The organism is Sporobacter termitidis DSM 10068, assembly GCF_900130065.1.
GTDB lineage: Bacteria > Bacillota > Clostridia > Oscillospirales > Oscillospiraceae > Sporobacter > Sporobacter termitidis.
Genome location: NZ_FQXV01000005.1, coordinates 229032 through 252681 on the forward strand (window position 1 = coordinate 229032; position 23650 = coordinate 252681).

The 23650-nt window shown below is 60.2% G+C and carries 23 protein-coding genes and 2 riboswitches; of the genes, 13 read left to right on the forward strand and 10 right to left on the reverse strand.

Annotated elements, in window-relative coordinates; translation table 11 throughout:
• The first annotated feature begins 29 nt into the window (after positions 1 to 29).
• The gene (locus tag BUB60_RS09230) at positions 30 to 986 is read left to right on the forward strand and encodes a homocitrate synthase/isopropylmalate synthase family protein (protein ID WP_073078025.1); all 957 of its coding nucleotides are present in this window, start codon (positions 30 to 32) and stop codon (positions 984 to 986) included.
• Between the two features lie 23 nt (positions 987 to 1009).
• Positions 1010 to 1813, forward strand: coding sequence for a beta/alpha barrel domain-containing protein (locus tag BUB60_RS09235; protein WP_073078028.1), 804 nt, complete (start codon positions 1010 to 1012; stop codon positions 1811 to 1813).
• Positions 1814 to 1876: 63 nt separating this feature from the next.
• On the opposite strand, the gene BUB60_RS09240 is transcribed toward BUB60_RS09235, so the two are convergent.
• The 9 genes from BUB60_RS09240 to cobI form a co-directional block, all read right to left on the reverse strand.
• The gene (locus tag BUB60_RS09240) at positions 1877 to 2707 is read right to left on the reverse strand and encodes an SDR family NAD(P)-dependent oxidoreductase (RefSeq protein WP_073078030.1); all 831 of its coding nucleotides are present in this window, start codon (positions 2705 to 2707) and stop codon (positions 1877 to 1879) included.
• 167 nt (positions 2708 to 2874) lie between these two features.
• Positions 2875 to 3135 carry a DUF6514 family protein gene (locus tag BUB60_RS09245; protein WP_073078032.1) on the reverse strand — a complete coding sequence of 87 codons (261 nt, stop codon included), beginning with the start codon at positions 3133 to 3135 and terminating at the stop codon, positions 2875 to 2877.
• 228 nt (positions 3136 to 3363) lie between these two features.
• Positions 3364 to 3726 carry a sirohydrochlorin chelatase gene (locus BUB60_RS09250; RefSeq protein ID WP_073078034.1) on the reverse strand — a complete coding sequence of 121 codons (363 nt, stop codon included), beginning with the start codon at positions 3724 to 3726 and terminating at the stop codon, positions 3364 to 3366.
• Between the two features lie 13 nt (positions 3727 to 3739).
• Positions 3740 to 5026: a glutamate-1-semialdehyde 2,1-aminomutase gene (gene hemL, locus BUB60_RS09255; protein WP_073078037.1), complete on the reverse strand. Its 1287-nt coding sequence runs from the start codon at positions 5024 to 5026 to the stop codon at positions 3740 to 3742.
• Position 5027: 1 nt separating this feature from the next.
• Positions 5028 to 6011, reverse strand: a complete 984-nt coding sequence (gene hemB / locus BUB60_RS09260; RefSeq protein ID WP_073078039.1) for a porphobilinogen synthase — start codon at positions 6009 to 6011, stop codon at positions 5028 to 5030.
• Positions 6012 to 6021: 10 nt separating this feature from the next.
• Positions 6022 to 7533 (reverse strand): uroporphyrinogen-III C-methyltransferase, encoded by a 1512-nt coding sequence (gene cobA, locus BUB60_RS09265; RefSeq protein ID WP_200796621.1) that lies wholly within the window; start codon positions 7531 to 7533, stop codon positions 6022 to 6024.
• A gap of 116 nt (positions 7534 to 7649) precedes the next feature.
• Entirely contained in the window at positions 7650 to 8537 is an 888-nt protein-coding gene (gene hemC / locus BUB60_RS09270) for a hydroxymethylbilane synthase (protein ID WP_073078044.1), read from the reverse strand.
• Positions 8534 to 10252, reverse strand: coding sequence for a glutamyl-tRNA reductase (gene hemA, locus BUB60_RS09275; RefSeq protein ID WP_073078046.1), 1719 nt, complete (start codon positions 10250 to 10252; stop codon positions 8534 to 8536). Before hemA ends, hemC begins: the two co-directional genes overlap by 4 nt.
• Entirely contained in the window at positions 10249 to 10965 is a 717-nt protein-coding gene (gene cobI / locus BUB60_RS09280) for a precorrin-2 C(20)-methyltransferase (RefSeq protein WP_073078049.1), read from the reverse strand. The genes hemA and cobI overlap by 4 nt, the downstream gene beginning before the upstream one ends.
• A 137-nt stretch (positions 10966 to 11102) precedes the next feature.
• A riboswitch (cobalamin riboswitch) is annotated at positions 11103 to 11216 on the reverse strand.
• A gap of 126 nt (positions 11217 to 11342) precedes the next feature.
• A riboswitch (cobalamin riboswitch) is annotated at positions 11343 to 11508 on the forward strand.
• A gap of 126 nt (positions 11509 to 11634) precedes the next feature.
• Here cobI and cbiD point away from each other — a divergent pair.
• The 10 genes from cbiD (at position 11635) to BUB60_RS09330 (ending at position 20907) form a co-directional block, all read left to right on the forward strand.
• The gene (cbiD, locus tag BUB60_RS09285) at positions 11635 to 12777 is read left to right on the forward strand and encodes a cobalt-precorrin-5B (C(1))-methyltransferase CbiD (RefSeq protein WP_073078051.1); all 1143 of its coding nucleotides are present in this window, start codon (positions 11635 to 11637) and stop codon (positions 12775 to 12777) included.
• Complete coding sequence (cobM, locus tag BUB60_RS09290) at positions 12778 to 13533, forward strand: precorrin-4 C(11)-methyltransferase (RefSeq protein ID WP_073078054.1); 756 nt, start codon at positions 12778 to 12780, stop codon at positions 13531 to 13533. It abuts the gene before it with no gap.
• Positions 13530 to 14531: a cobalt-precorrin 5A hydrolase gene (locus BUB60_RS09295; protein WP_073078056.1), complete on the forward strand. Its 1002-nt coding sequence runs from the start codon at positions 13530 to 13532 to the stop codon at positions 14529 to 14531. Before cobM ends, BUB60_RS09295 begins: the two co-directional genes overlap by 4 nt.
• Before the next feature lie 3 nt (positions 14532 to 14534).
• Positions 14535 to 15266, forward strand: a complete 732-nt coding sequence (gene cobJ / locus BUB60_RS09300) for a precorrin-3B C(17)-methyltransferase (protein WP_073078058.1) — start codon at positions 14535 to 14537, stop codon at positions 15264 to 15266.
• Positions 15263 to 16021, forward strand: a complete 759-nt coding sequence (cobK, locus tag BUB60_RS09305; RefSeq protein WP_073078061.1) for a precorrin-6A reductase — start codon at positions 15263 to 15265, stop codon at positions 16019 to 16021. The genes cobJ and cobK overlap by 4 nt, the downstream gene beginning before the upstream one ends.
• Positions 16018 to 17226 carry a bifunctional cobalt-precorrin-7 (C(5))-methyltransferase/cobalt-precorrin-6B (C(15))-methyltransferase gene (locus tag BUB60_RS09310; protein WP_073078063.1) on the forward strand — a complete coding sequence of 403 codons (1209 nt, stop codon included), beginning with the start codon at positions 16018 to 16020 and terminating at the stop codon, positions 17224 to 17226. Before cobK ends, BUB60_RS09310 begins: the two co-directional genes overlap by 4 nt.
• Before the next feature lie 13 nt (positions 17227 to 17239).
• On the forward strand, positions 17240 to 17875 hold the full coding sequence (locus BUB60_RS09315) for a precorrin-8X methylmutase (RefSeq protein WP_073078066.1): 636 nt from the start codon (positions 17240 to 17242) through the stop codon (positions 17873 to 17875).
• 177 nt (positions 17876 to 18052) lie between these two features.
• Positions 18053 to 18760, forward strand: a complete 708-nt coding sequence (locus BUB60_RS09320; protein WP_207650764.1) for an N-acetylmuramoyl-L-alanine amidase family protein — start codon at positions 18053 to 18055, stop codon at positions 18758 to 18760.
• A gap of 143 nt (positions 18761 to 18903) precedes the next feature.
• Entirely contained in the window at positions 18904 to 19548 is a 645-nt protein-coding gene (locus BUB60_RS09325; RefSeq protein WP_073078071.1) for a hypothetical protein, read from the forward strand.
• 369 nt (positions 19549 to 19917) lie between these two features.
• The gene (locus tag BUB60_RS09330; RefSeq protein ID WP_073078073.1) at positions 19918 to 20907 is read left to right on the forward strand and encodes a uroporphyrinogen decarboxylase family protein; all 990 of its coding nucleotides are present in this window, start codon (positions 19918 to 19920) and stop codon (positions 20905 to 20907) included.
• Positions 20908 to 21015: 108 nt separating this feature from the next.
• Here BUB60_RS09330 and BUB60_RS09335 read toward each other — a convergent pair whose 3' ends face one another.
• Positions 21016 to 22287, reverse strand: coding sequence for a substrate-binding domain-containing protein (locus BUB60_RS09335; protein WP_073078075.1), 1272 nt, complete (start codon positions 22285 to 22287; stop codon positions 21016 to 21018).
• A 274-nt stretch (positions 22288 to 22561) separates the two neighbouring features.
• Between BUB60_RS09335 and BUB60_RS09340 the strand changes: the two genes are divergently transcribed.
• On the forward strand, positions 22562 to 23446 hold the full coding sequence (locus BUB60_RS09340) for a LysR family transcriptional regulator (protein WP_073078077.1): 885 nt from the start codon (positions 22562 to 22564) through the stop codon (positions 23444 to 23446).
• Positions 23447 to 23650 lie beyond the last annotated feature (204 nt).

The following is a 23650-nucleotide window of genomic DNA, read 5'->3' on the forward strand; positions in this document are numbered from 1 at the left end:
GTCATTATTCCCATAGAAGGAGGAGGGCTATGATACGCATCACCGATATGACGCTCAGCTGCATCGCCGCCTTCCGCCCTTCGGCCGGGCCGCTGAAAAAGCTCCACGCGCTGCTCGCCGTGCTGGGCTCCGATTATATTGAGATGCCGGCCGAGGTCTACGAGACGATCCGGCCGGTTTCCCCAGATAAAATTGTCCTGCGCATCGGGACTCCGGATGAAGCTGCGCTTTATCCGGAGATCACGCGTTTTGTGTGCCGGATGAACGGGCTCTTGTCCTCTCCCGGCATCACCCGGGAGATTCAAATGAACGACGTAAAGGAGCTCAGCTTTTTCGGGCCCGGCGACGGGTCACAAAACGTCCGCGTCGTCGGGCTGGACGACATCCTGTGCCACGATTACGAATCGGCTTTTCAAAAGCTCCAAAGCCGCGTCCGGGGCCGGGTGGAGTTCTGCCCGGAGAACAGCTATTCCTGCGCCACCGCCGCCGCGCTGGAGTGGATCGCCGCCGGCGGCGCGGACCTGGCGGCGTCGTTCGGCGGTCTCGACGGCAAGGCCGCGCTGGAGGAGGTGCTGCTGGCGCTGCGTATCGTCCGGCGGCACAGGCCCACGGCCTCATACGAAATTCTGCCCCAGATCGCCCTCGCCGTCGAGGAGATCACGGGCGTGCGCTTCCCCGACAGGAAGGCCGTTATCGGCCGCAGCATCTTCAATGTGGAGTCGGGCATCCATGTGGACGGTATTCTGAAAAAGCCGCAGATGTACGAACCCTTCATGCCGGAGCTCGTGGGCCGGAAACGGCGGCTGATCGTCGGCAAACACTCGGGGCGTAAATCGATCGCCGCCAAGCTCCGGGAGCTGGGCTATGCCTCCGCCGAATTCGACGTGGCGCGCCTTTTGAGCGCCGTACGGGCCGAGAGCGTCGGCAAAATGACCAGCCTGACCGACGAAGAATTCAAGGAAATAGCGGAAAAGCACAGGCTGTAAAATAAAACGGCAGGTATACCACCATGAAGCCAATCAAGTACATTGTGGATACGACCATGCGGGACGGGGAGCAGACCCCCGGCATCGCCATGTCCACGGAGCAGAAGCTCCGCATCGCGCAGATACTCGACAGCGCCGGCGTCTATCAGATCGAAGCCGGCATCCCGGCCGTCAGCGCCATGGAGATGGACACGATCCGGGCCATGACGGCGCGCCGCCGCCATTCAAAAATCTCCGTCTGGAACAGGCTCGTTTTGGACGATGTGAAAAAGTCCGTCGATTGCGCCCCGGACATTATCCATATCTCGACGCCCGTCTCCTATGTTCTCATATATTCAAAGCTCAACAAAAACAAAACCTGGGTCAGCAAAAACCTGGAGGTCTGCGTGGACTACGCGCAATCGCGCGGGTTCGAGGTGACCGTCGGCTTTGAGGACGCGTCCCGGGCCGATATCACCTTTATGGCGGGCCTGGCGCGGCAGCTCAAGGACATGGGCGTGGGCCGCATCCGGTACGCCGACACCGTCGGCGTCCTCTCCCCGTCCAGAACCTTTGGGGCCGTCCGGGAAATCATCGATTATGCCGGCATCGAGGTAGAGCTGCACGCCCACAACGATCTGGGCATGGCTGTGGCCAACACGATCCTCGGCGCGAAGGCCGGGGCCAATTATCTCGACACCACGGTCCTGGGCCTGGGCGAACGGGTGGGCAACTGTGACTTTTTAAAGCTGATACAGGCCGCCCACGACCTCTTTGACCTGGGTATCACAAGATACGATGCCGGCCGGGCGCAAAGCGATATCGCGGAAATTCTGTCATTGTCGTAAATATCAAAAGAACCCGTCTCTTCATGAAACGGGTTCTTTTCTCGCTGTAATTTTAAGACGGGCTTATTTGCCGCCGCCCCAGTTCTGGCCGGAGCTGGACACAGCCGCGCCGCAGGGATCGACGACGCAGGCGCCGCCGTCCACGACGATCGTCGTACCGGTCACGAAGGACGCGTCGTCGCTGGCGAGGAAGACAACGGCGCCCGCGACCTCGTCGGGGCCCGCCGGCCTCTTCAGCGGCAGGAACTTTGTCAGCGTGTTCAGCGCGCCGGTCGTATCGGTGCCGATCGCCTTGGCAAGGTCCCCCATGGAGTGCTCCAGCATCTCCGTACGGATCGGGCCCGGGCAGACGACGTTGACGCGGACGTTCTGGGCGCCGTAGTCAAGCGCGGTGGCCTGGGACAGGCCGATCAGGCCGGATTTGGACGCCGTATACCCGGGCATGGCGGGAATGCAGCGCAGACCTGCCAGGGACGCGATGTTGACGATGGAACCGCCGCCGTTATCGATCATGGCGGGGATCGCGGCTTTCATCATGAGGAACGGGCCGGTGAGGTTGATGTCGATAATCTTCTTCCACTGCTCGACGGGGATCTCCACGACGGTGCCCGCCGGGTCGATGCCGGCGTTATTGACGAGGATATCGATCTTGCCGCCGAACTTAATGGTTGCGTCCACCATGGCCTTGGCTTGCTCAAATTCGGACACGTCGCCCTGGAACACGAGCACCGAGTCCGCGGGCAGACCTCCCGCCACCTTCTCCAGCAGCTCCTTGCGGCGGCCGGTGATGACGACCTTCGCGCCCTCGGCCACAAATCTTTTGGCAAAGGAGGCGCCAAGTCCCGTGCCTCCGCCGGTGATCAGCGCGACCTTTCCTTTTAAACGACCATCCATATTCAAATCCTCCTATGTATAAATTTGTACGAAACGCTTGTATCCAATATTATACCTGACTGTCCGGTTATTGCAAGCTGTTTTGTGGCTTGGCCCCCCGGCTGCGCCGCCGATATATGGATGCCGCCTGCGGAAGGTTATTTGTTCCGCAGGCGGCAGGGACTTGTTTATGAGATATATAAAGAGGTCACGTAATCTTCGACGATGTAGGGGAGCTGGTCCAGCGAAATATCATGGCCCTTGATGAGAGAAATCAACCTGATGACGTCTATTTCGTTGGTGCTGATATCCTGCTGCTCAAAAATCGTTTGGTCGCCGTACGATATCATGATTCCGTAAACATAATGGTCCTCACATTCGGGGTCTTTACAGTAAGACGCTATTGACAGGATTGTTGTGTTCTCATTGACAAGTGTTTCGATCGGCATTTCGTTCACTCCCAAATTTTTTCTATAAAGTAACATTATTATATATAGAGAAACAAGTTATGTTGTCGACATTTTTGTCGACAATGATCAAAATGTAATAAATAATTAATGATTTGGTAAATTTTAACTCAAATATCCGCTTCAAATGCCGGTACACTGCCCCTGCATGAACAAGCGCCTCCGAAAGGTTTACACTTTCCGGAGGCGCTTATTATGGGAAAACGTGTGCTATGAAATCTGCCGCACGCGGTCGGCCACGATGGCGGCCAGCCGCCTGTCGGCGCCGAGGGTGCTGCCCATGGTGATTTTTATTTGGGGATGGAGCGCGTTGAAGGCTTCGATCTCCGCGGGGATATCTTCCTTGATATGGACACCCTCGAACAGAAAATACGGGATGACCCTGATGTCGTCGGCACCACGCTCGACCAGGCGGGCAAGACCCTTTTCCAGATTTTTCTCCCGGAACTGCAGATACGCTTCCTCGACCATCTCGTTTTGCAGCTCCGCCCTGACGTACGCCGTGATCCGGCGCATCGTCTCTTCCGTGTCGCCCTCGCGGCTGCCGTGGGCCAGCAATAAAATTCCTGTCATTACTTACCTCCCGTTATTTCAGTCGGCTGCCGAAGAAAGCCTCTGCGGCGGCCAGTGTTTTTTCTATATGCGCGTCCTGATGGGCGTCGGAGATGAACATGGCCTCGAACTGCGCCGGGGCCAGATAAATACCGCTGCCCAGCATGTGCCTGAAATATTCCGCGTAAGCCCCGGTGTCCGCGCTCTTGGCGCCCCCATAATCGCGCACCGGCCCGGGGGTAAAGAACAGGCAGCCCAGCGAACCGATGCGGTTCAGGGCGCAGGGCGCGTCGTAGCGCCGGATCAGCACCTGCAGGCCGCCGAAAAGCTTCTCCGCCGAGGATTCCAGATGTTCGTAGACCTCTGGGTGTTCTTTTAAATACGTCAGCTGGGCGATACCGGCCGCCATGGCCACGGGATTGCCGCTGAGGGTGCCGGCCTGATAGACCCTGCCCAGCGGCGACACCTGCTCCATGAGCTCCCGCCGTCCGCCGTAAGCGCCCACCGGCATGCCGCCGCCGATGATCTTGCCGAAGGTGGTGAGGTCCGGATACACGCCGTACCGCTCCTGTGCCCCGCCCGGCCCCAAACGGAAGCCGGTGATCACCTCGTCGAAAATAAGCAGCGTGCCGTTCGCGTCGCACAGCGCCCTAAGCTTTGCGAGGAAATTGTCTTCCGGCAGAACGACGCCCATATTCGCCGCCACGGGCTCGATGATGACCGCGGCGAGCTCGCCCTTGTTCCTGTCAAAAATCCGCGTCACCGTCTCGAGATCGTTGTACGGCGCCGTCAGGGTGTCCCTGGCGCAGCCCGCCGTGACGCCGGCGCTGGCGGAAACGCCGCTCGTCATGAGCCCCGAGCCGGCGCTTACCAGCATGGCATCGCAGTGGCCGTGATAGCAGCCTTCGAATTTGAGGATCTTGTCCCGGCCGGTGGCCCCCCGGGCCACGCGGATGGCGCTCATGACGGCCTCCGTCCCGGAATTGACCATACGGACCATGTCGATGGACGGGAAGAAGCCGCAAATGAGCTCCGCCATCGTCACTTCGCTTTCCGTGGCCGCGCCGAAGCTCAGCCCGTTTTCCGCCGCTTTTATGACGGCCTCGCGGATCACCGGATGATTGTGCCCTAAGAGCATCGGACCCCAGGAGCCGATGTAGTCGATATAGCTGACGCCGTCCACATCGGTGATCACGGCGCCGCTGCCGCTTTTTATAAAGCGCGGCGTGGCGCCCACCGACCCGAACGCCCGCACCGGGCTGTTGACGCCGCCGGGGATGCGCCTTTTTGCCTGCTCAAAAAGTGCCTCCGATTTGCCCATCTCAGCCGATCCTCCCCTCGGTGATAAACCCCGCGATCTCCGGGGCGTAATAGGTGAGGAGCATGTTGGCCCCGGCGCGGAAGATGGACGCTGCCGTCTCGCAGACGACGGCGGCCTCATCGATGTATCCGGCCTGCGCGCCGGCCTTGATCATGGAATACTCGCCGCTGACGCTGTAGGCCGCCAGCGGGACGTTGGTGGCCTCGGCCACCGTGTGAATGACGTCCATATAGGACAGGGCCGGCTTTACCATCAGAATGTCCGCCCCCTCCGTAAGGTCGAGAAGCGCCTCCTTGAGGGCCTCTTTTTTATTATGATAGTCCATTTGATAGCCCTTCCGGTCGCCAAAGGCGGGCGCCGAGCCGGCTGCGTCCCGGAAGGGGCCGTAAAAGGCGGAGCTGTACTTGACGGAATAGCTCATAATCGGGATTACCGTCTGGCCCTCCCGATCCAAAAGCGCCCTGATCGCGCCCACCCGGCCGTCCATCATGTCCGAAGGGGCGACCATGTCCGCCCCCGCCTGAACGTGGGACAGCGCCGTTTTCGCCAAAAGCGGCAGCGTTTTGTCGTTATCGACGTCATGGCCGTGCAGCACCCCGCAATGGCCGTGAGAGGTGTATTCGCACAGGCACACGTCGGTGATGCAGTACATGTCCGGGAAGTCTTTTTTGAGCTTTAAAAGCGCCTTCTGCACGATTCCGTCGTCCTGATACGCCCCGCTGGCCAGCTCGTCCTTGTGGTCCGGAATACCGAAGAGCATGAGCTTGTCGACCCCGGCCCGTAAAAGCCGCTCCGTGATCTCCGGCAGCCGGTCGACGCTGTAGCGGTACTGGCCGGGCATCGTGGCAATCTCCTCGGCGATATTCGCCCCCTCCCGGACGAAGAGCGGATAGATGAGGGACGATTTGGAGATTCTCGTCTCCCGAACCATGTTTCTGAGCGCCATATTGCCCCGCAGCCGCCGCGGCCTTTGAATTAATTCCATATTCTCACCCTCACGCTTTCGCGGCCTGATGCAGCGCGGCGATTTTCGCCGTCAGGCTGTCTATTGTCACTTCATCGGAAACCTCGGTTTTCATGCCGAGCTTTTTCGCTTCCCGCGCCGTCTGCTCGCCGATACACACAGCCGTGAGCTTTTCAAAATCCGCCGCCCCGGCCATTGAGGCAAAGCCGCGCACCGTGGAGGCGCTTGTAAAGGCCACATAGTCGATCCTTCGGGTTTTCAGCATCTCATCCAGCGGCGGCACGCCGCCGCTTTCATAGACCGTATCGTACACGGGGATGTCGTCGTAGGAAATCCCCTGGCGGTCCAGCGCCGCCGTCAGGTCCGGCGAGCCGATCCTGGCGCGCGGTATCAGCAGCTTTTCGCCGGGCTTTACGGCTTCCGCAAGAGCCCTGCCGAGGCTTGCCGCGTCGTATGTGGCCGGCATGCAGTCCACAAAAATTCCGCGGTCGGCGATGGCCTTTTCCGTGGCCGTGCCGATGGCGGCAAATTTCAACCCGGCCAGGCACCGGATATCCGTCCTGTTCCGGCGCAGAATGTCAAAAAAGACGTCGACGCCGGCCTGGCTGGTGAAAACGAGCCATTGATACTCGTTGAGCCGCTTTATCGCCGCCTGAAGCTCGTTATTGTTTTCGATCCCGACCGTTTGGATCGCCGGGATCTCCACAACCTCCGCGCCCAGCGCGTACAGCTTTTTCGAGAGCCCGGAGGCCAGGGACCTCGGGCGCGTCACGATCACGCGGGCGCCGCCCAGCGGCCTGTCCTCCGCCCAGTGGAATTTTTCCGCCAGCGCGCAGACCCGCCCGACGACGATGATCGCGGGCGTGGCGATGCTTTGCCTTTCGGCGTCGGCCGGCAGCGCTTTAAGCGTCGACACGACGCGCCGCTGGTCGGCGGTGGTGCCCTTTTCCAAAACGGCGGCGGGTGTATCGGGGCTCATTCCGGCATCCATCAGGCTCCGGCAGATCACGCCCAGCGCGCCGACGCCCATCAGGAAAATCAGTGTGCCGTCCAGCCGCGTCAGCGCCTCAAAATCGATATGGGGCTTGTCGTCGTCCTTCAAATGTCCCGTAATGATGTGGACGGACGAGCAAAAATCCCGGTGCGTCACGGGTATTCCGGCGTAGGCCGGCACCGCTATGGCCGAGGTGACGCCCGGCACGATCTCAAACGGGACGCCATGGGCCCGGAGGAGCTCCAGCTCCTCGCCGCCCCGCCCGAACAGAAAGGGGTCGCCGCCCTTCAGCCGGACGACCCTGTTCCCCTGCCGCGCCTCCTCCAGAAGGGTTTTGTTGATCTCCTCCTGGGGCATTTGGGCATGTCCGGCGCGCTTGCCCACGTTGATGCGCCGTGCACCGGGCGGGATGAGGGCCAGCACGCCGTCTCCCGCAAGGCTGTCGTACAAAACGACCTCGGCCTCCTCCAGAACGCTCCTGGCTTTCAGCGTCAAAAGCCCCGGATCGGACGGCCCGGCTCCCACGAGCCAAACTTTACCCTGTTTCATGGTTTGTATCTCCTTAAGGTTGTGTCTGCTAAAGATTCCGGGGCGGACGTCCCGTATATCGCACAGGTCGTCCGCTCTTGTCGGCGCCGCTTCGCCCCTTTGAAATACCGGAACATTCAGGCGCGCAGCTCTTTTAAAAGCTGCTCGGCCAGCGCGTATCCGAGCGTTTCGGCATCCCCTGCCGGCATTGCCATCGTTCCCGTGGCATGCCGCCCGCTCTCCTCGTCATAGTGCAGGCCGAAGAGGCGGATGGACCCGCCCTCCAGCCTGGCATACGCCGCGATGGGGGATGAGCAGCCGCCGTCCAGCCGGCGGATAAAGGCGTTTTCGGCGGTGTAGGCGATCCGGGCCTCCTCGTTATCGACGCAGGCCAGATACCCGTGGTCCTCGCCCGCTCTCCCCTGAACGGCCAGGATCCCCTGCCCGGCCGCCGGGATCATTTCATTTTCCGTAAACACCCTGGTGACGCGGCCCTGCAGCCCCATCCTGTTGAGGCCGGCGCAGGCCAGCACGGTGGCCGCGTACTCCCCGCTGTCGACCTTCTGGAGCCGCAGCAGCACGTTGCCCCGGATTCCCTTGACGGTGCTGCCGGGATAAAGCCGCTGGAGCTGCAGCGTCCGCCGGGCGCTGGAACAGCCAAAGGGCTTTGACAGATCGATTTTTTCAGCGCCCTCGGGCATGACAAGGGCGTCAAAGGGGTTTTCCCGCTTCGTCAGGGCGGCCACCGGCAGGTCCTCCGGCGTTTCCATAGGCATATCCTTCAGGCTATGGACGGCGAAGTCGATCCTGCCGCTGCGCAGGCCGACGTCCAGCTCCTTGACAAAGAGCCCCTTCCCCCCGACCTCGTCCAGATTCCTGTCCAAAAGGACGTCGCCGCTCGTTTTCATGGTCACGAGCTCGAACTCCAGCTCCGGGTGATGCCGCCTGATGGTATCGATGACGAGCCGGGCCTGTATGACGGCCAGCTTGCTCTCCCGGCTGCCGACTCTCAGTAACCTTTTCATCGCCGCTCCCTTGCCTTTACAAATTCCCGGATGTCCGCGGCCATGTCCCTTGTCCTGCCGTGATCATCCCCCGTGCCGCAGATACCGATAACGCCGCCCTCATAGCGGATTGTGGCCGGAAAGTAAAAGGTACATTCTTCCCGGCAGTCGGCAACGCTGCAAAACTGTCCGTTTCTGCCGGCGTCCAGGGCGATTTGATGGTTGAGCGCCCGGTCGTTGGTGGCCGCCACGACGAGGTATGCGTCCTCAAGGTCGCCGGGCTCATAAGCTTTTTCTATGTAAACTATCCTGTTGTCGTGATGCAGGCGCCTGATCTCTTCCCGCGCCTCCGGCGCCGTGACGCAGATCGTGCAGGGGTAGGCGCTGAGGGCCGTGATCCGGCGCAGCGCGATGGGGCCCGCGCCGATCACCGCAATTTTTTTGCCGCTCAGGTCCACAAAAAGCGGAAATCTCGGCGGCAGCTTTACCGCCGCATCCTCCCCGCCGGCAGGGCGTCTATCCCCTTTGAATTCCGTGAGGCCCCGGGACAGAAGCCCGCCGCCGGTATCCCTGTCAAAGCGCAGGAGGACGCTTTGCACAGCCTTACCGGCGGCTTTGCCGGCTGCCTCACAGACAAGTTTTCGTGTGTTGTCGTCGAGCGGCACGTTCTTCAAGCTGTACCGCACCCGCTCCTCAGTATCGGCGGCGGCCCTGGCGCCGAGCTCCGACACCATCGGCATCATCGCCCTGATGCTGCGCCACCGCTCAAACTCCCTGATTTCCCCGTCGATGATCTCCTTCACGCGGCGGACGCTTTCGTTGTCGTCCAGGGCGGTCAGGTCCCCGCCGAGGTGATCGATGTCATAGAGCGTGATCCCCGGCAGGCCGGCGATCTTCGGGTCGATATCCCGCGGCACCGCCAGATCGAACAGGAGCTTTTCCTGTCCGGCCAGCAGGCCGCTGACCTGGTCGCAGGCCAGCGTATAATGCGGGCTCCGCGTGGCGCTGACAACGACCTGGGCCGATTCGAAAAATTTATACCGGTCCTCGTAATCGATAACGGCGCAGCCGGCCGGTACCACGCCGCCGGACAGAATATGCCGGCGCTGGGTGATGGTCACCGCGCAGCCCTCGGCCGCCAGCGTCCTGGCGGACAGCAGGCCCATTTCGCCGCTGCCGATGACAAGACATCGGAGGCCGTCAAGCCCACTGAACCGGCTTTTCAATATCTGAACGGCGGTTTTCGGCGCCGAGCGGTCGACCGCCTGTAAATGCACGGAGGTTTTCGCCTTTTTCGCCGCCGTGACGGCGCCGCGGAACAGCGCTTCCAAAACCGGGTCGGCGGCCTTGTTTTCCCTGGAGAAGACAATGGCCTCCTTCACCTGGGCCAAAATCTGCTCCTCCCCGAATATCCGCGATTTGAGCCCGCTGGTGACCTCAAACAGGTGTCGGACGGCGTCGTCGTCTTCCCGCTGGGTGAAATATTTCTCATGTGCCGCCGCGTCGACCCCGAACTGCGCGCACAGGATGTCGAAGGGCCGCGCGACGTCCTCTTCCCCGCGGCTGAGCCACAGTTCCATCCTGTTGCAGGTGCTGATGACGACGCAGCCTGAAACGCCGGGATACCGGAGCGCTTTTTCAAGCAGCTTTGCCTGCGCGGCCTTGGTGGGCGCGAAGCGCTCCCTGTCGTCGAGGGACGCCGTGTTGTAATCGATGCCGGCCATGCAGATTTTCATATGCTGCCGCCCGTCCCGTTCCGTGCGTCCTTGACCACGATCACCGAAAAATAGCAGGCGGACGCGTCAACGTCTGCCAGAGAATCGTAAACCCTTTCGTCCTTCATGCCGCAGTTGGCGACCATCCTGGCCTTTTCCAGCAGTCCCTCCGACTGCAGCGCCGACCGGACCTCGCCAAAGGCTTTGCCGCTCTTCATGAAGACCTTGGTGCCGTTCAGCCTCAGACTGTCCCGGAGGTTCCCGTAAGAGCCCGGTATGACGTGCAGCGGCTCCGACGTCTCCACCAGCGCGTCGCTCAGCTTCGCCGCCACGGCGCAGAAGGACGGCACGCCGGGGATAATCTCGGCCTCAAAGCCCGCCGCCCGGACGAGCCGGTGGACATATATGTAAGTCGAATAAACAGACGGGTCTCCCAATGTCAGGAACGCCACGTCCGTCCCCTGGCGCAGGTGCCCGATGATGCTTTCGGCGGCGTTTTTGTGGGACGACCGCAGCACCGCCGCATCCTTCGTCATCGGCATATCAAGCTCCAGCAGCGGCTTTGCCTCTATGGCCGCCACGGCCTGCCGGGCAATGCCCAGCGCCACCCGCTCCCCGTCGCCGGATTTTGGGACGGCGATAAGGCCGCTCTCCGTGATGATTCTGGCCGCTTTCAGCGTCAGCAGCTCCGGGTCGCCGGGGCCGACGCCGACGCCGTATAATGTTCCCGCCATGCTTTTCCCTGCCTTTGGTTTCGTTTAAAAAATAAACACCTGCCGTACGACAGGTGTAATAGGTATATCAGTCCGGCGCGTTCGCCGGAACAAACAACCCCCTTATGCTTCGTAAGGCCGGTTTCAAATCTGACTGTGTATCCTGACTTATGCGTCGTCGCTTTGACCGCCTTCCCGGGTTCCCAGTGGCGCTATGGTCATCGCTCGGCAAATACAGTTGCGAGACAGTGCGGGACTTTCACCCGTCTTCCTACCATCAGACCTGCTTTGATATTCAGTTTAACGCCATTAATTATACATAAAACACCGCCACAGTCAAGATGTTTCTCGGAACAGGCGGCCCGCGCTTGACAAAACGGCACGAAGGACTTACAATGAGCATCAAATATTTGCAGTGCTCTGGGAAGACGGGTGAGAGTCCCGCACGGAGCCGCCGCTGTAACGGTACCAGCACGTTTCATCATGTCACTGTGAGAAATCATGGGAAGGCGAAACGGGCGATGACGCCGGAGTCAGAATACCTGCGCTGCAAATCACTCCATCACGGGCTGACGGACCTTTGGCCGGTGTGATTTGTGCAAGGGCTGCCCTTGTGTGATCGTACCTTCTCCGTCGGGAGAGGGTTTTTTTATTCCCCGCCGTGGATTTATCAGGAAACGGGGTATCTCGGTGGCGTTCGAACAATACATACAAAAGGGCTCGCAAAGGCTGCGCTGCGGCTTTACGACCGGCAGCTGCGCCGCGCTGGCGGCCAAAGCGGCGGCCGTCGCGCTCCTGACCGGCAAAGCGCCGGGCACCGTCGCGATCATGACGCCGAAGCGCTTGTCTGTCGAGGTTCCGGTTCTGGAGGCCGAAGCGGGCGCCGATTATGCCGTCTGCGCCGTCATGAAGGACAGCGGGGACGATCCCGACGTCACAAACGGCGCGCTCGTTTACGCGCGCGTGACCAAAACGGAAGCGCCCGGTATCGCCATCGACGGCGGCACCGGCGTGGGCCGCGTTACCAAGCCCGGCCTGGACCAGCCGGTGGGTGCCGCCGCCATCAACAGAGTTCCCCGGCAGATGATCGCCGCGGAGGTCCAAAGCGTCTGCGACCGGTACGGGTACGCGGGCGGCGTCTCGGTGGTCATCAGCATCCCCGCGGGCGCCGCGCTGGCCGCGCGGACCTTCAACCCCAAGCTCGGCATCGAGGGCGGCCTGTCCGTTCTGGGCACCAGCGGCATCGTCGAGCCCATGAGCGCTCAGGCGCTCATCGACACCATCGGCGTGGAGCTGCGCCAGCTGGCCGCAAAGGGCTATCGAAAGGTCATCCTCACCCCCGGCAATTACGGGGAGGCGTTTTTGAAAACGATGCCGTATCTGACCGCCGCCCCCACGGTCAAATTTTCAAACTTCGCCGGCGACACGCTGGATTTCGCGGCCGCGTACGGCTTTCAGAAAATCCTGGTCGTGGGCCACGCCGGAAAGCTCGTCAAGCTCGCCGGGGGCATCATGAACACCCACTCCGCCGTCGCCGACTGCCGGGGCGAGATCATCGCCGCCCACGCCGCGCTCCACGGAGCCGGGCGGGAAGCCGCCCGGGCGCTGATGGACGCCGTGTCTACGGACGCGTGCCTCGACATCCTCGACCGGATGGGGCTGCTGGAGGACGTGCTGTCCTCCCTGCTGGGCAGGATCCAGGAGCAGCTGCAGCGCCGCGCCGGCGGCGGGACGGAGATCGGCGCCGTGATGTTTTCAAACGTCCGCGGCCTGCTCGGCCAAACGGAGACGGCGCCGGGCATTATCGACTCGTTTTATCAGGAGGAAAAATAAATGGTTTATTTTGTGGGCGCCGGGAGCGGCGCGCCGGATCTGATCACCCTGCGGGGCGTGGAAAGGCTGAAAGCGGCGGACGTCGTCATTTATGCCGGCAGCCTCGTGAACCCGGCGCTGCTGCAGTACGCCAAGGACGGCTGCCGAATTCATAACAGCGCGGAAATGACGCTGGAGCAGGTGCTCGAGGTCATAAAGGACGCCGAGGCGAAAGGCGAGACGACCGTCCGCCTCCACACCGGCGACCCGTGCCTCTACGGCGCCGTCCGTGAGCAGATGGATATTCTGGACACGCTGGGCGTTGCCTACGAGAGCGTGCCGGGCGTGTCCAGCTTTTGCGGGGCCGCCGCGGCGCTGAACGCGGAATACACGCTGCCCTCCGTGAGCCAGAGCGTCGTTATCACACGCATGGCGGGCCGCACGCCCGTACCGGACCGGGAAAGCATCAAAAGCTTTGCCGCCCATGGCTGCACGATGGTGATCTTCCTGAGCTCCGGGCTGACCGGGGCACTCCAGGAGGAGCTTATCCAGGGCGGTTATGACGGCGCCACCCCGGCGGCCATCGTCTACAAGGCGACCTGGCCGGACGAGAAAACCTTCCGCTGCACCGTCAGCACGATTCACGAGACGATGACGAAAAACAACATCAGTAATACCGCCCTGATCCTGGTGGGCAATTTCCTGGGCCGGGATTACGAGCGCTCAAAGCTGTACGATCCGGCCTTCACCACCGCCTTCCGGGCCGCCGAGCAATGAAGATCGGTCTCATTTCCTTTACCGCCGGGGGATATAACCTGGGCGTCCGGCTCTGCGGGTCTCTGGAAGCGGCCGGGCACGAGGCCGGACTGGTCCGCTGCGGCGACGAGCAGCTCGGCGTCTGGACGGCTGAGCACTTCCCGGGTGACAATGCCCTGATCTTTATCGGCGCGGCGGGGATCGCCGTCCGGGCCGTGGCCCCCCACGTCAAATCAAAAACGTCCGATCCGGCGGTCTTGGTCGTGGACGACAACGCCCATTTCGTCGTCCCCCTGCTGTCCGGCCACATCGGCGGCGCCAACGAGCTGGCCGGGGCCGTGGCGAAGCTTCTCGAGGCCATCCCCGTCATCACAACCGCCACGGACGGCGGCGGTATTTTCGCCGTTGACACATGGGCCGTCAAGCAGGGGCTGAGGATCATCAACCCCGAGCGGATCAAGCGCGTCTCCGCTCTGCTGCTGGCCGGGGAGACCGTGGGCTACAGGAGTCTCTTCCCTGTGGTGGGCACACCGCCGGACGGGCTTATAGAAAACACGAAAAAATATGATCTCTCCATAACCTTCAAGACGAAGGGCAACCCTCTGGCGCTCCGGCTCGTCCCGCCGATCCTGACCCTGGGCGTCGGCTGCCGGAAGGGGGTGACGGCCGAGGAATTGGAACGGGGCTTTGCGATGCTCCTCAGCAAGGCGAGCTTTTACAGGGAGGCCGTCGTCCAGGTCTGCAGCATTGACCTCAAGGCGGAGGAGCCGGGACTTCTGGAATTCTGCCGGGCAAACGGCTTCCCCTTCAAAACATTCTCTTCCGCCCAGCTCAACGCCGTGAAGGGCAATTTCACAGCGTCGGAGTTTGTCCGTAAAACGACCGGCACCGACAATGTGTGCGAGCGGAGCGCGGTCCTCGGCAGCGGGGGCACGCTCCTGACGAGAAAAGACGCCGGGAACGGCATGACAATGGCATTTGCAATGGCGCCCTACTGGGTGCGCTTTACGGAGGAATAATCAATGGGAAAACTCTACGTCGTCGGCCTGGGGCCGGGAAAAGCCGAAGGCATGACGCGGGAAGCGCACGCGGCGCTCACCAAATCCGAGCTCATCTGCGGCTACAGCAAATATATCGAGCTTGTGCGGCCTCTCTATCCGGACAAGGCATATCTCTCCACCGGCATGTGCAGCGAGATTGACCGCTGCCGGGCAGCCCTGGAGGCCGCCGCCGACAAGACCGTATCCATGGTCTGCAGCGGAGACGCCGGCGTGTACGGCATGGCGGGCCTCATCTATGAGCTCTCCGCCGAGATGCCTTCTGTCGAGATCGAGATCATCCCCGGCGTCACGGCGGCCCAGAGCGGCGGGGCCATCCTCGGCGCGCCGCTGATGCAGGACTACGCGGTAATTTCTCTGTCGGATCTGCTGGTCAGCTGGGCAACGATCGAAAAGCGCCTGCGCGGCGCCGCCGCCGGCGACTTTGCCGTCGTGCTGTACAATCCGTCCAGCCACAAGCGGAAGGACCACCTGAAACGGGCCTGTGACATTTTGATGGAATACAAAAGCGGCGAAACCGTCTGCGGCATTGTCCGGAATATCGGCCGCGCCGGCGAGGACAGCGCCATTCTCACCCTCGCCGCGCTGCGCGACACAGAGGTCGACATGTTCACCACCGTCTTTATCGGCAGCGGCAATACCCGCGTGGTCGCTGGGAAGATGGTCACCCCGCGCGGATACGAGGGGAAAAAGTGAAGAAGCTCCTGATTTTCGGCGGCACCAGCGAGGAGCACGCCCTTGTCCGGGCGCTCGCGCCCCTCGGCCTGGATATCACGCTCTGCGTGGCCAGCGACTACGGCCGGCTGATGGCGCCCGCCGGACATAACATGCGTGTGGAAACGGGACGCCTGGACCTTTTGCAGATCCGGGAGCTCCTCCGGCGCGAAGGCTTTGTCGGCGTTGTGGACGCCACACACCCTTACGCCGTGGAAGCCACGAAAAATATCAGGGCCGCCGCTTTTGAATCGGGCGTCAGCTACTTCAGGCTCCTTCGGGACAAAAGCGTCCCCAAGTCCGCCGTCATTGCAGCCACGGTTCAGGACGCGGCCGAAAAATTGAACGGAACGTCAGGCAACGTGCTCCTGACCACGGGCAGCAAGGAACTGGCGGCCTTTACCGCTGTCAGGGATTTTAAGAACCGCCTTTATCCCCGCGTGCTGCCGACCGCGGAATCCCTCGGCGCCTGCATGAGGCACGGCTTTCTCCCCAATCATATCATCGCCATGCACGGCCCCTTCTCACAGGAGCTCAACATTGCCCTGATGCGCCAGTTTGACATCAAGACCCTCGTGACCAAGGACGGGGGCGCTCTGGGCGGCTTTCCGGAAAAGGTCGGCGCCGCCGAGGAGCTGGGCGCCGGACTCATCGTCATCCGCCGGCCCGAGGAGGACGGGCTCACCCTTGGTGAGGTCGTGACCGGGGTGGCAAAATTACTGGAGGTGACGGCATGAGCATCGCCATTGTGGGGATGGGCATGGGCACCGCCGGCACGCTGACGGCGGACGCGCGCCGGGCCATCGACGGCGCCGACGTCCTTATCGGCGCCGGGCGGCTGCTGGACGCCCTGCCGGACAGCGGCGCGCCGTCCCGCCACGCCGCCGTGGCGGCCGGAGACATTCTGGCGCTCATTGAGCGGAACCGGGGCGAAAATATCTGCGTGCTGATGAGCGGCGACGTGGGCTTTTACAGCGGCGCCAGGGCGCTTGCGGAAAAGCTGCCGGCGGACGGGCTGGAGCTCTTCCCGGGCATTTCGAGCGTCCAGTATTTTGCCGCGCGGCTCCGCCGCCCCTGGCAGGACTGGAAGCTCGTCAGCGCCCACGGCGTCCCGTGCGACGCCGCCGGTATCGTGCGCGATCACCGGGAGACGTTTTTCCTGACCGGGGGAGCGCTGACCGTGGAGGCCATCTGCCAAGCATTATGCAGCACCGGGCTCGGACACGTTACAGTTACCGCCGGCGAAAACCTCGGCAGCGGCACGGAGCGCATCACGTCGGGCACCGCCGAAGCGCTGGCCCGGCGCCGGCACGAGCCGCTCGCCGTCCTGCTGGCGGAGAATCCCGACCCCCGCCGGCACGTCTCCTGCGGTTATCCCGATGACGCGTTTATCCGCGGGGATATCCCCATGACGAAAAGCGAGGTCCGCAGTGTCGTTTTATCCAAGCTGCGGCTGCGGGGGGGCGATATCGTCTATGACGTGGGCGCCGGCACCGGCTCCGTCTCCGTCGAGGCGGCGCTGCTGGCCGGGAACGGCCATGTCTACGCATTCGAGCGCGAGAGCGAGGGCTGCCGGCTCATCGGGGAAAACGCCAAAAAATTCGGCGTATCCAACGTAACCGCCCTGGCGGGCGAAGCCCCGGCGTCCTTTGACGGCCTGCCCGTACCGGACGCGGCGTTTGTGGGCGGCAGCGGCGGCGGCCTGGAGGATATCCTCCGGCGCCTTCTGGCCTTAAATCCCGCGATCCGCCTCGTCGTCAGCGCCATCGCGTTAGAGACGGTAAACGAAGCCACGGCGCTGTTTGGCAGCCTGCCGCTGCGGGACGCCGAGATCGTGCAGATATCCGTCAGCCGCGCAAAGCTGCTGGGCGCGCATCATCTGATGCTCGGCCAAAACCCGGTATTCATCTTCAGCGGGACGGGCAGCCCGTCACCAACATAAAAAGGAGAGCATTATGGACTGGCACGAACTGGCGCCCATGGACATTGAAAAAAGAAGCTTTGAGATCATCACCCGGGAGCTGGGCGGAAGAACGCTGGACCCGGAGCGCGCGCCGATCATCAAGCGCGTCATCCACACCACGGCCGACCTGGACTACGCCGACACGCTGTATTTTTCCGAGGACGCCGTAAAGGCGGGCAAAGCCGCGCTGCTGGCCGGCGCGTCGATCGTCACCGACACGCGCATGGCGGAGGCCGGGATCAACAAAACGGCGCTCAGCAAGCTGGGCGGCGCCGTTTACTGCTTCATGTCGGACCAGGATGTGGCCGGCGAAGCCAAAGCCCGCGGCATCACCCGCGCCGCCGTCAGCATGGAAAAGGCCGCGGTGCTCACCGGCCCCCTGATCATCGCCGCCGGCAACGCGCCGACAGCGCTTCTCCGGCTCAACGAGCTCATCTGGGAGGGCCGCATCAAGCCGGATCTGATCGTCGGCGTCCCCGTCGGCTTTGTCAACGTGGTGGAGAGCAAGGAGATCATCAAGGCGTCCGGTATCCCCTGCATCCTTTCCCTGGGGAGAAAGGGCGGCAGCAACGTGGCCGCCGCCATCATAAACGCCCTGCTCTATACCCTGCACGACAGGGAGCAATAAGCCAAAAAACACTTCCGGGCGTCATGCTTTGAAGTGTTTTTTTGTTTTGATCAACACGTGCCATCCTCCAGCAAAGATAAATCTCTGCCAGTACATCTCTCCATGGCGCCGATTCTAACGGGGCCGCGCCGCGCATAGAGATAATAGGACTTTATCGTAAAAAGGATGATAACGGCATTGAAGGGTCAGGCGCGCCAGGGCTTTATTGTCGCCGAATATATCCTGATGATCGCGCTGGTCGCGGCGATCTGCTGCTTTCTCAATCCAGGGGCCGCGGCCCGTCCCGGCGCTGAAAGCGGCGTGATCGTCGTCGACGCCGGCCACGGCGGTGTTGACGGCGGCACGAACAGGGGCGGCTTGCTCGAAAAAGATATCAACCTGAAGCTGGCCCTGCAGCTCAAAACGCTGCTGGAGCGCCGGGGCTACACGGTTGTACTGACGCGGGACAGCGACGTCGCCCTCGATAACCTGAACAAGGCCAGCAGCAGCAGGCACAAACGAGACCTGATCGCCCGGGTGGGCATTATCAATTCAAGCAGCGCGCGGCTATTTTTGAGCATCCACGTCAACAGCCTCGCCGGCGATCCTTCGGAAAGCGGCTCCCTCGTCTTTTACGGCGCGAAATTCCCGCAGAGCAAAGCGCTGGCTGCCTCTGTTCAAAACGCGCTGAACGCCATAACGGTCGATGGGAAGGCCAGAAAGCAGCACGCTCCCCTGCCCGGCCGGTTTTATGTTCTGAATGGGTCCAACGTGCCGGGCGTGCTCATTGAAACGGCTTATATAACAAACAGCAGGGAGAAAGAGCTGCTGGCCTCCGAGGATTTCCTCTGCCGGCTTGCCGCGGCCATCGCGGACGGCACGGCGCAGTACTTAAAAACCGAATAAAACGCGCCCCTCCGCTGATCGATATGCCGCGGAGGGGCGCTGTATTGTCTGCCGGGCACTGTTACGCTTTGACCTGTCGATACATATAATACAGTGGCTGCCGGCATCCGTCCGAGACGGTCAAGTTATTGGAGGAACAAAAGGTGACACATCAGAATTACACAAATTTCTCACATATGCCTGATAACGACAATATCATGCACAGCGATAACACCGGGCGCTGCGATAACACAGCGCACTACGACAACACCCCCCATTACGATAACACCCCGCGTTACGACAATACCCCGTATTATGATAATACTCCGCAGTATGACAACACTGCGCATTATGACAACACCCCGCAGCATGACAACACCCCGCAGCATGACAACATGATGTACGTTGAGCCGAACGCCACAACGAACTCGCTTGTCGAAGAGACGAAAAAGCACCGGTCCCTGTACCCCGAGGTACACTATAAACTCAAGCCGTTTATATCCGTGACATGCGACGCCATCCAGGCAACCGGCAAAATGCCGACCAACGAGGAATTCGACAAAATCACCGATAATATCCATGACGAATTCTGCAAAATGCACCCGGATATGGCGGATTACATGAAATCCAAACAAGACGACGACCCGCCCGACGCCGTGCCCACCATCAGCTTTGGCGGCGGCTTCAGGCCCAGATTCGGCGGTTTCCGCCGCAGAGGAATCGGCCGCGATCTGATCGGCACGCTCCTGCTCGCGGAGCTTGTCGACAGAGGGCGCTGGTCCTCCCCGTTCTACTATCCATTCTTTTGACAAATTCCCTCGCAGCAGCGGAAAAGACGCCGGGCCGGCGTCTTTTCCGCTTTTTAGCGGCGGCACGCTTGTTCGGGCGAAAAAAATATGCAGACACCGCAAAAAGTAGAATTCCATTACGGCGCATTTTATGGTAGACTGTTCGTGCAGTTCCATTCGGTCGTCGATACGAGCCGCCGCGGCGCGCAAAACAGTGTGATAGCCGGGGCGAAAATGGAAACAGTAAATTCATTAAAGCAGATACCGTTATATATCAGGGCAGGCACGATGCCGCGATGGATATAGGACGTTTCTGATTTTCATCGCGCGGTGCACCGGATGGCAGGGTCCGCCGATGGTCTGACAGTAAATCATTGGAGGAGGAAAAACATGCTCACGAAAAGACAAAACATGGTAGAAACGATGAAGGGCGGAAAGCCCGACCGCTTCGTCAAGGGTTACGAGGCGCTCGCGCTGGTGTATACCCCGTTTCTAACAACCGGCCCCCGCGTCGTCAAGGGCGGCGAACCGGTAAAAAACAGGTGGGGCGTCACCATCGCTTACCCCGATAACGCTCCCGGCCCGTTCCCCGTGCACGACGGGGACCATATCGTCATCAAGGATATCGAGCACTGGAAAGACTATGTCACGCCCCCCAGCGTCATCTTCTCTGACGAGGAGTGGGCGCCGGTTGTCGAGCAGGTCTCGCAGATCGACAGAAACGAATATTTTGTCGCCCCGTTCGTTGCCCCCGGCATTTTTGAGCAGTGCCACTATCTGCTGGAGATCACCAATTGTCTCACCGCCTTTTACACCAATCCCGACGAGATGCACGAAATCATCGATATGATCGCCGATTGGGAGGTCCAGTACGCGGAGCAGATCTGCAAGTATATCAAGCCCGACGCCCTGTTCCATCACGACGACTGGGGCAGCCAGATCTCGTCCTTCATCTCCCCGGCGATGTTCGAGGAATTTATCCTGCCCGCGTATAAAAAGGTTTACGGCTATTACAAGGCCCACGGCGTGGAAATCATTGTCCACCACTCCGACTCCTACGGCGAAAACCTCGTGCCGTTCATGATCGACATGGGCATGGACGTCTGGCAGGGCGTTATGTCCACCAACGACATCCCCGGCCTCGTGAAAAAGTACGGCGGCCAGCTCACCTTTATGGGCGGCATCGACAACGGCAAGGTCGACAGGGAAGACTCGTCGCCGGAGGTCATCCACGAAGAGGTCTTCAAATACTGCCGCGAGTGCGGGACGAAATATTTCATTCCCTGCACCACGATGGGCGATCCCCTGAGCATCTACCCCGGCGTGTACGAAGCCGTCATGGCCGAAATCGACAAAGCCTCCGCGGAAATGTTCAAATAAACAGCTTGCCGAGAAACCCCAAGGGGGCCATCGGCGGCGAATGAAAGAGACACTGTCTGTCGGACAGTGTCTCTTTCTATGGTATAAGGTTAATTCATGTAAGCTTTTTTATCCCGCGTAGCTGGCCGGGACCTCGGCGCGGCCGGGGAAGGTGGTCGTGCCGTCCCATGTGAAGTTGTAGCGGGCGATGCCGGTATAGTGCTCTTCCCAGGCGATGAACTGCTTGTAGGTATCCTGCGTCAGCACGATGGTCGGGACGATGAGATTGGCGTATTTTTCGCCCTTGGAATGGTCGACCCACTCGGGCCACAGCGTCTCCGCCGTTGCGTCGCCGTGCATCTGCGCATACAGGCCGTTGAAGATCGGCTCGGAGAAGAGTCCGTCGCCGCTGTAGACAACGGCTTTCCAGCAGCTGGATTCGCCGGCTTCCCAGTGCGCCACAAGCTCGGCGCCGCCCGGGCAGATGACGACGGTGTTCTTATCGATGCCGGCCTGCTCGGCCGCGCGGGCCGCGCCGTCGGCATAGTCGTCAAAGGCGGCGGCAACGATCCAATATTTGATGTTTGTGTTGGAGGACATGATCGGCGCCGTGAGGTTGAAGCCGCCGTCGGCGTTCATCAGGCCGCTGGTGACGCCGTCGCCGACGAAGAAATGCGCTTCCTGTCCGGGATAATATTTGAGCCAGATGTCTTTCGCAGCCTCTGTGCGCGAATGTATCTGCGGAACAACGGAGTAGTCCAGCGCGATGATGCCGATGTCGTCATCCTTGGCTTCCAGCCAGTTCTTCTTGGCGTAATCGATCGCCCATTCGGTCTCGTCCACGCCGAACTTATAGTTATCAAAGCCGGCCGTCGGGTGCAGCAGCTTGCCGTTTTCATCAAAAGCGGCGCCCATGCCGGTCATAAAGGGTATCTTCAGTTCATTCATAACCTCGACGATGCGCGGGTAGATCGTCGAATCCGGGTCCAGTATGTATCCGTCCACGCCCTGGTCGGCCATGGTCTGGAGCGTCGTCACGAACAGATCGTTGTCGCCGTTGGAGTTAAAGGTGGAAAAATCGCAGTTTTCAAGCTTGGACCATTCGCCAAAGGCCCACGTGAACGTATCAAACAGGCCGCTGTTCTGCGACATCATGTAAACGACCTTGTATCTCGGATTCTTGGAATAATCCATGGTATGATTGTAAAAGCCGGGTTCCCATTTCTCTTCCGCCGTTGTGACCGCCGTGGATGAGGGCGCTGTGCCTGCGTTTGCGCTCGCGCTGGGGACGGCGCTCGCGCTGGGACTGGGGCTCGGGGACGTCGTCGCGGTACCTGACGCACATGCAAAAAGCGTGAATGCCATGGCTGCCGCCAATAGAACTGCGAGAACCTTTTTCATAGATACCCTCCATTTTCTTAAAAATATAGCCATAAGGCTTTCAGCAATTTTACATAAACTGGACAGCAATTTTAACTTATGGTATAGTAAAAATGGTTATGTAAGATTTACCTCGGATAAATATGATCAGCCTCAAATATTCAAATCTAGGTGCATTATATCTGATCGTCGCAGAAATTTAAAATATCAATTCTTTACTTCAGGTATGCCAAAAAGTAATGACAACGACTAAATCCGGGAAATATTTTTCCCGAAAATTGGGTGAAATGCACAAATGTATGATATAACACTTCAAGAAATTGAATATTTTCTGGTGGCGGCCGAGCGGCTTAATTTCACAGAAGCCGCGCAGGCCCTGTTTGCCTCGCAGCCGGTAATCAGCAAGAGCATCAAACGGCTTGAAAATGAGATTGGAATGAAACTTTTTAACCGCGATAACCGCGGCGTCTCTCTGACGGACGAGGGTGAGCTGCTCTATAACAAATGGCGTTTCATGATGAACGATTTCAACGCCGCCGTCAAGTCCGCCCAGTCTCTGATGGACGAGACCCGAAAAAGCGTGCACATCGGCTGCCTTTCGGAATTCGAGCATGACCTGAACATTAAAGAATTTATCCGGTATTTCGAGGAAAAAAACCCCGATATCACCATCAGCTTCGAGCTGTACGGCTTTAAAGAGCTGCGGGAACAGCTGCTCTCCGGCGCCTGCGACCTGATCATATCCTATAACGGCGAGCTGGAGGACATGAAGGATCTCCAGCAGAAAAACCTGACTCAGGTCAAGCAGTTCATCGCCATATCCTCAAAGCACCGCCTGGCGGATAAGGAGGATTTGGCGCTGCATCACCTCAAAAACGAAACCTTTTACATCCTCAATCCCGCCGAGTCGAAAAAATCCGTCAACCGCCTCATCGAGGCCCTCAGCAGCATCGACTTCAACCCCAGGCGCATCGAATATTCGCCGAACATTTCGTCGCTGGCCTTTGCAGTCAGCCAGGGCCGGGGTATCACGATCTCCCACAAGCTTATTACGAGGGGCTATGAAAATGACATCCGGCTCATACCATTTACGGAGCTTTTCAACAATATTTATCTGGCGGTCGCCTGGCGAAAGGACGGGATCACGCCGGAACTTCGGAAAATGATCGACTTAATCTGACAGCATCTCAGGCCGGCGCGCTGCCCCGCGCCGGTCTGTTCTTTTTTTTTGCCCCTGTCATAACGCCCGGGAATGACTGGGGCCATAATTGATATTGGGAAATATGGCGATCTTTGTATATAATTTCATCAGATATAACATAGAGTGCATATGAGCGCCTGCTTGAAGCCGATTTCAATAACGGACAGGGCCATGGCGCTGTCC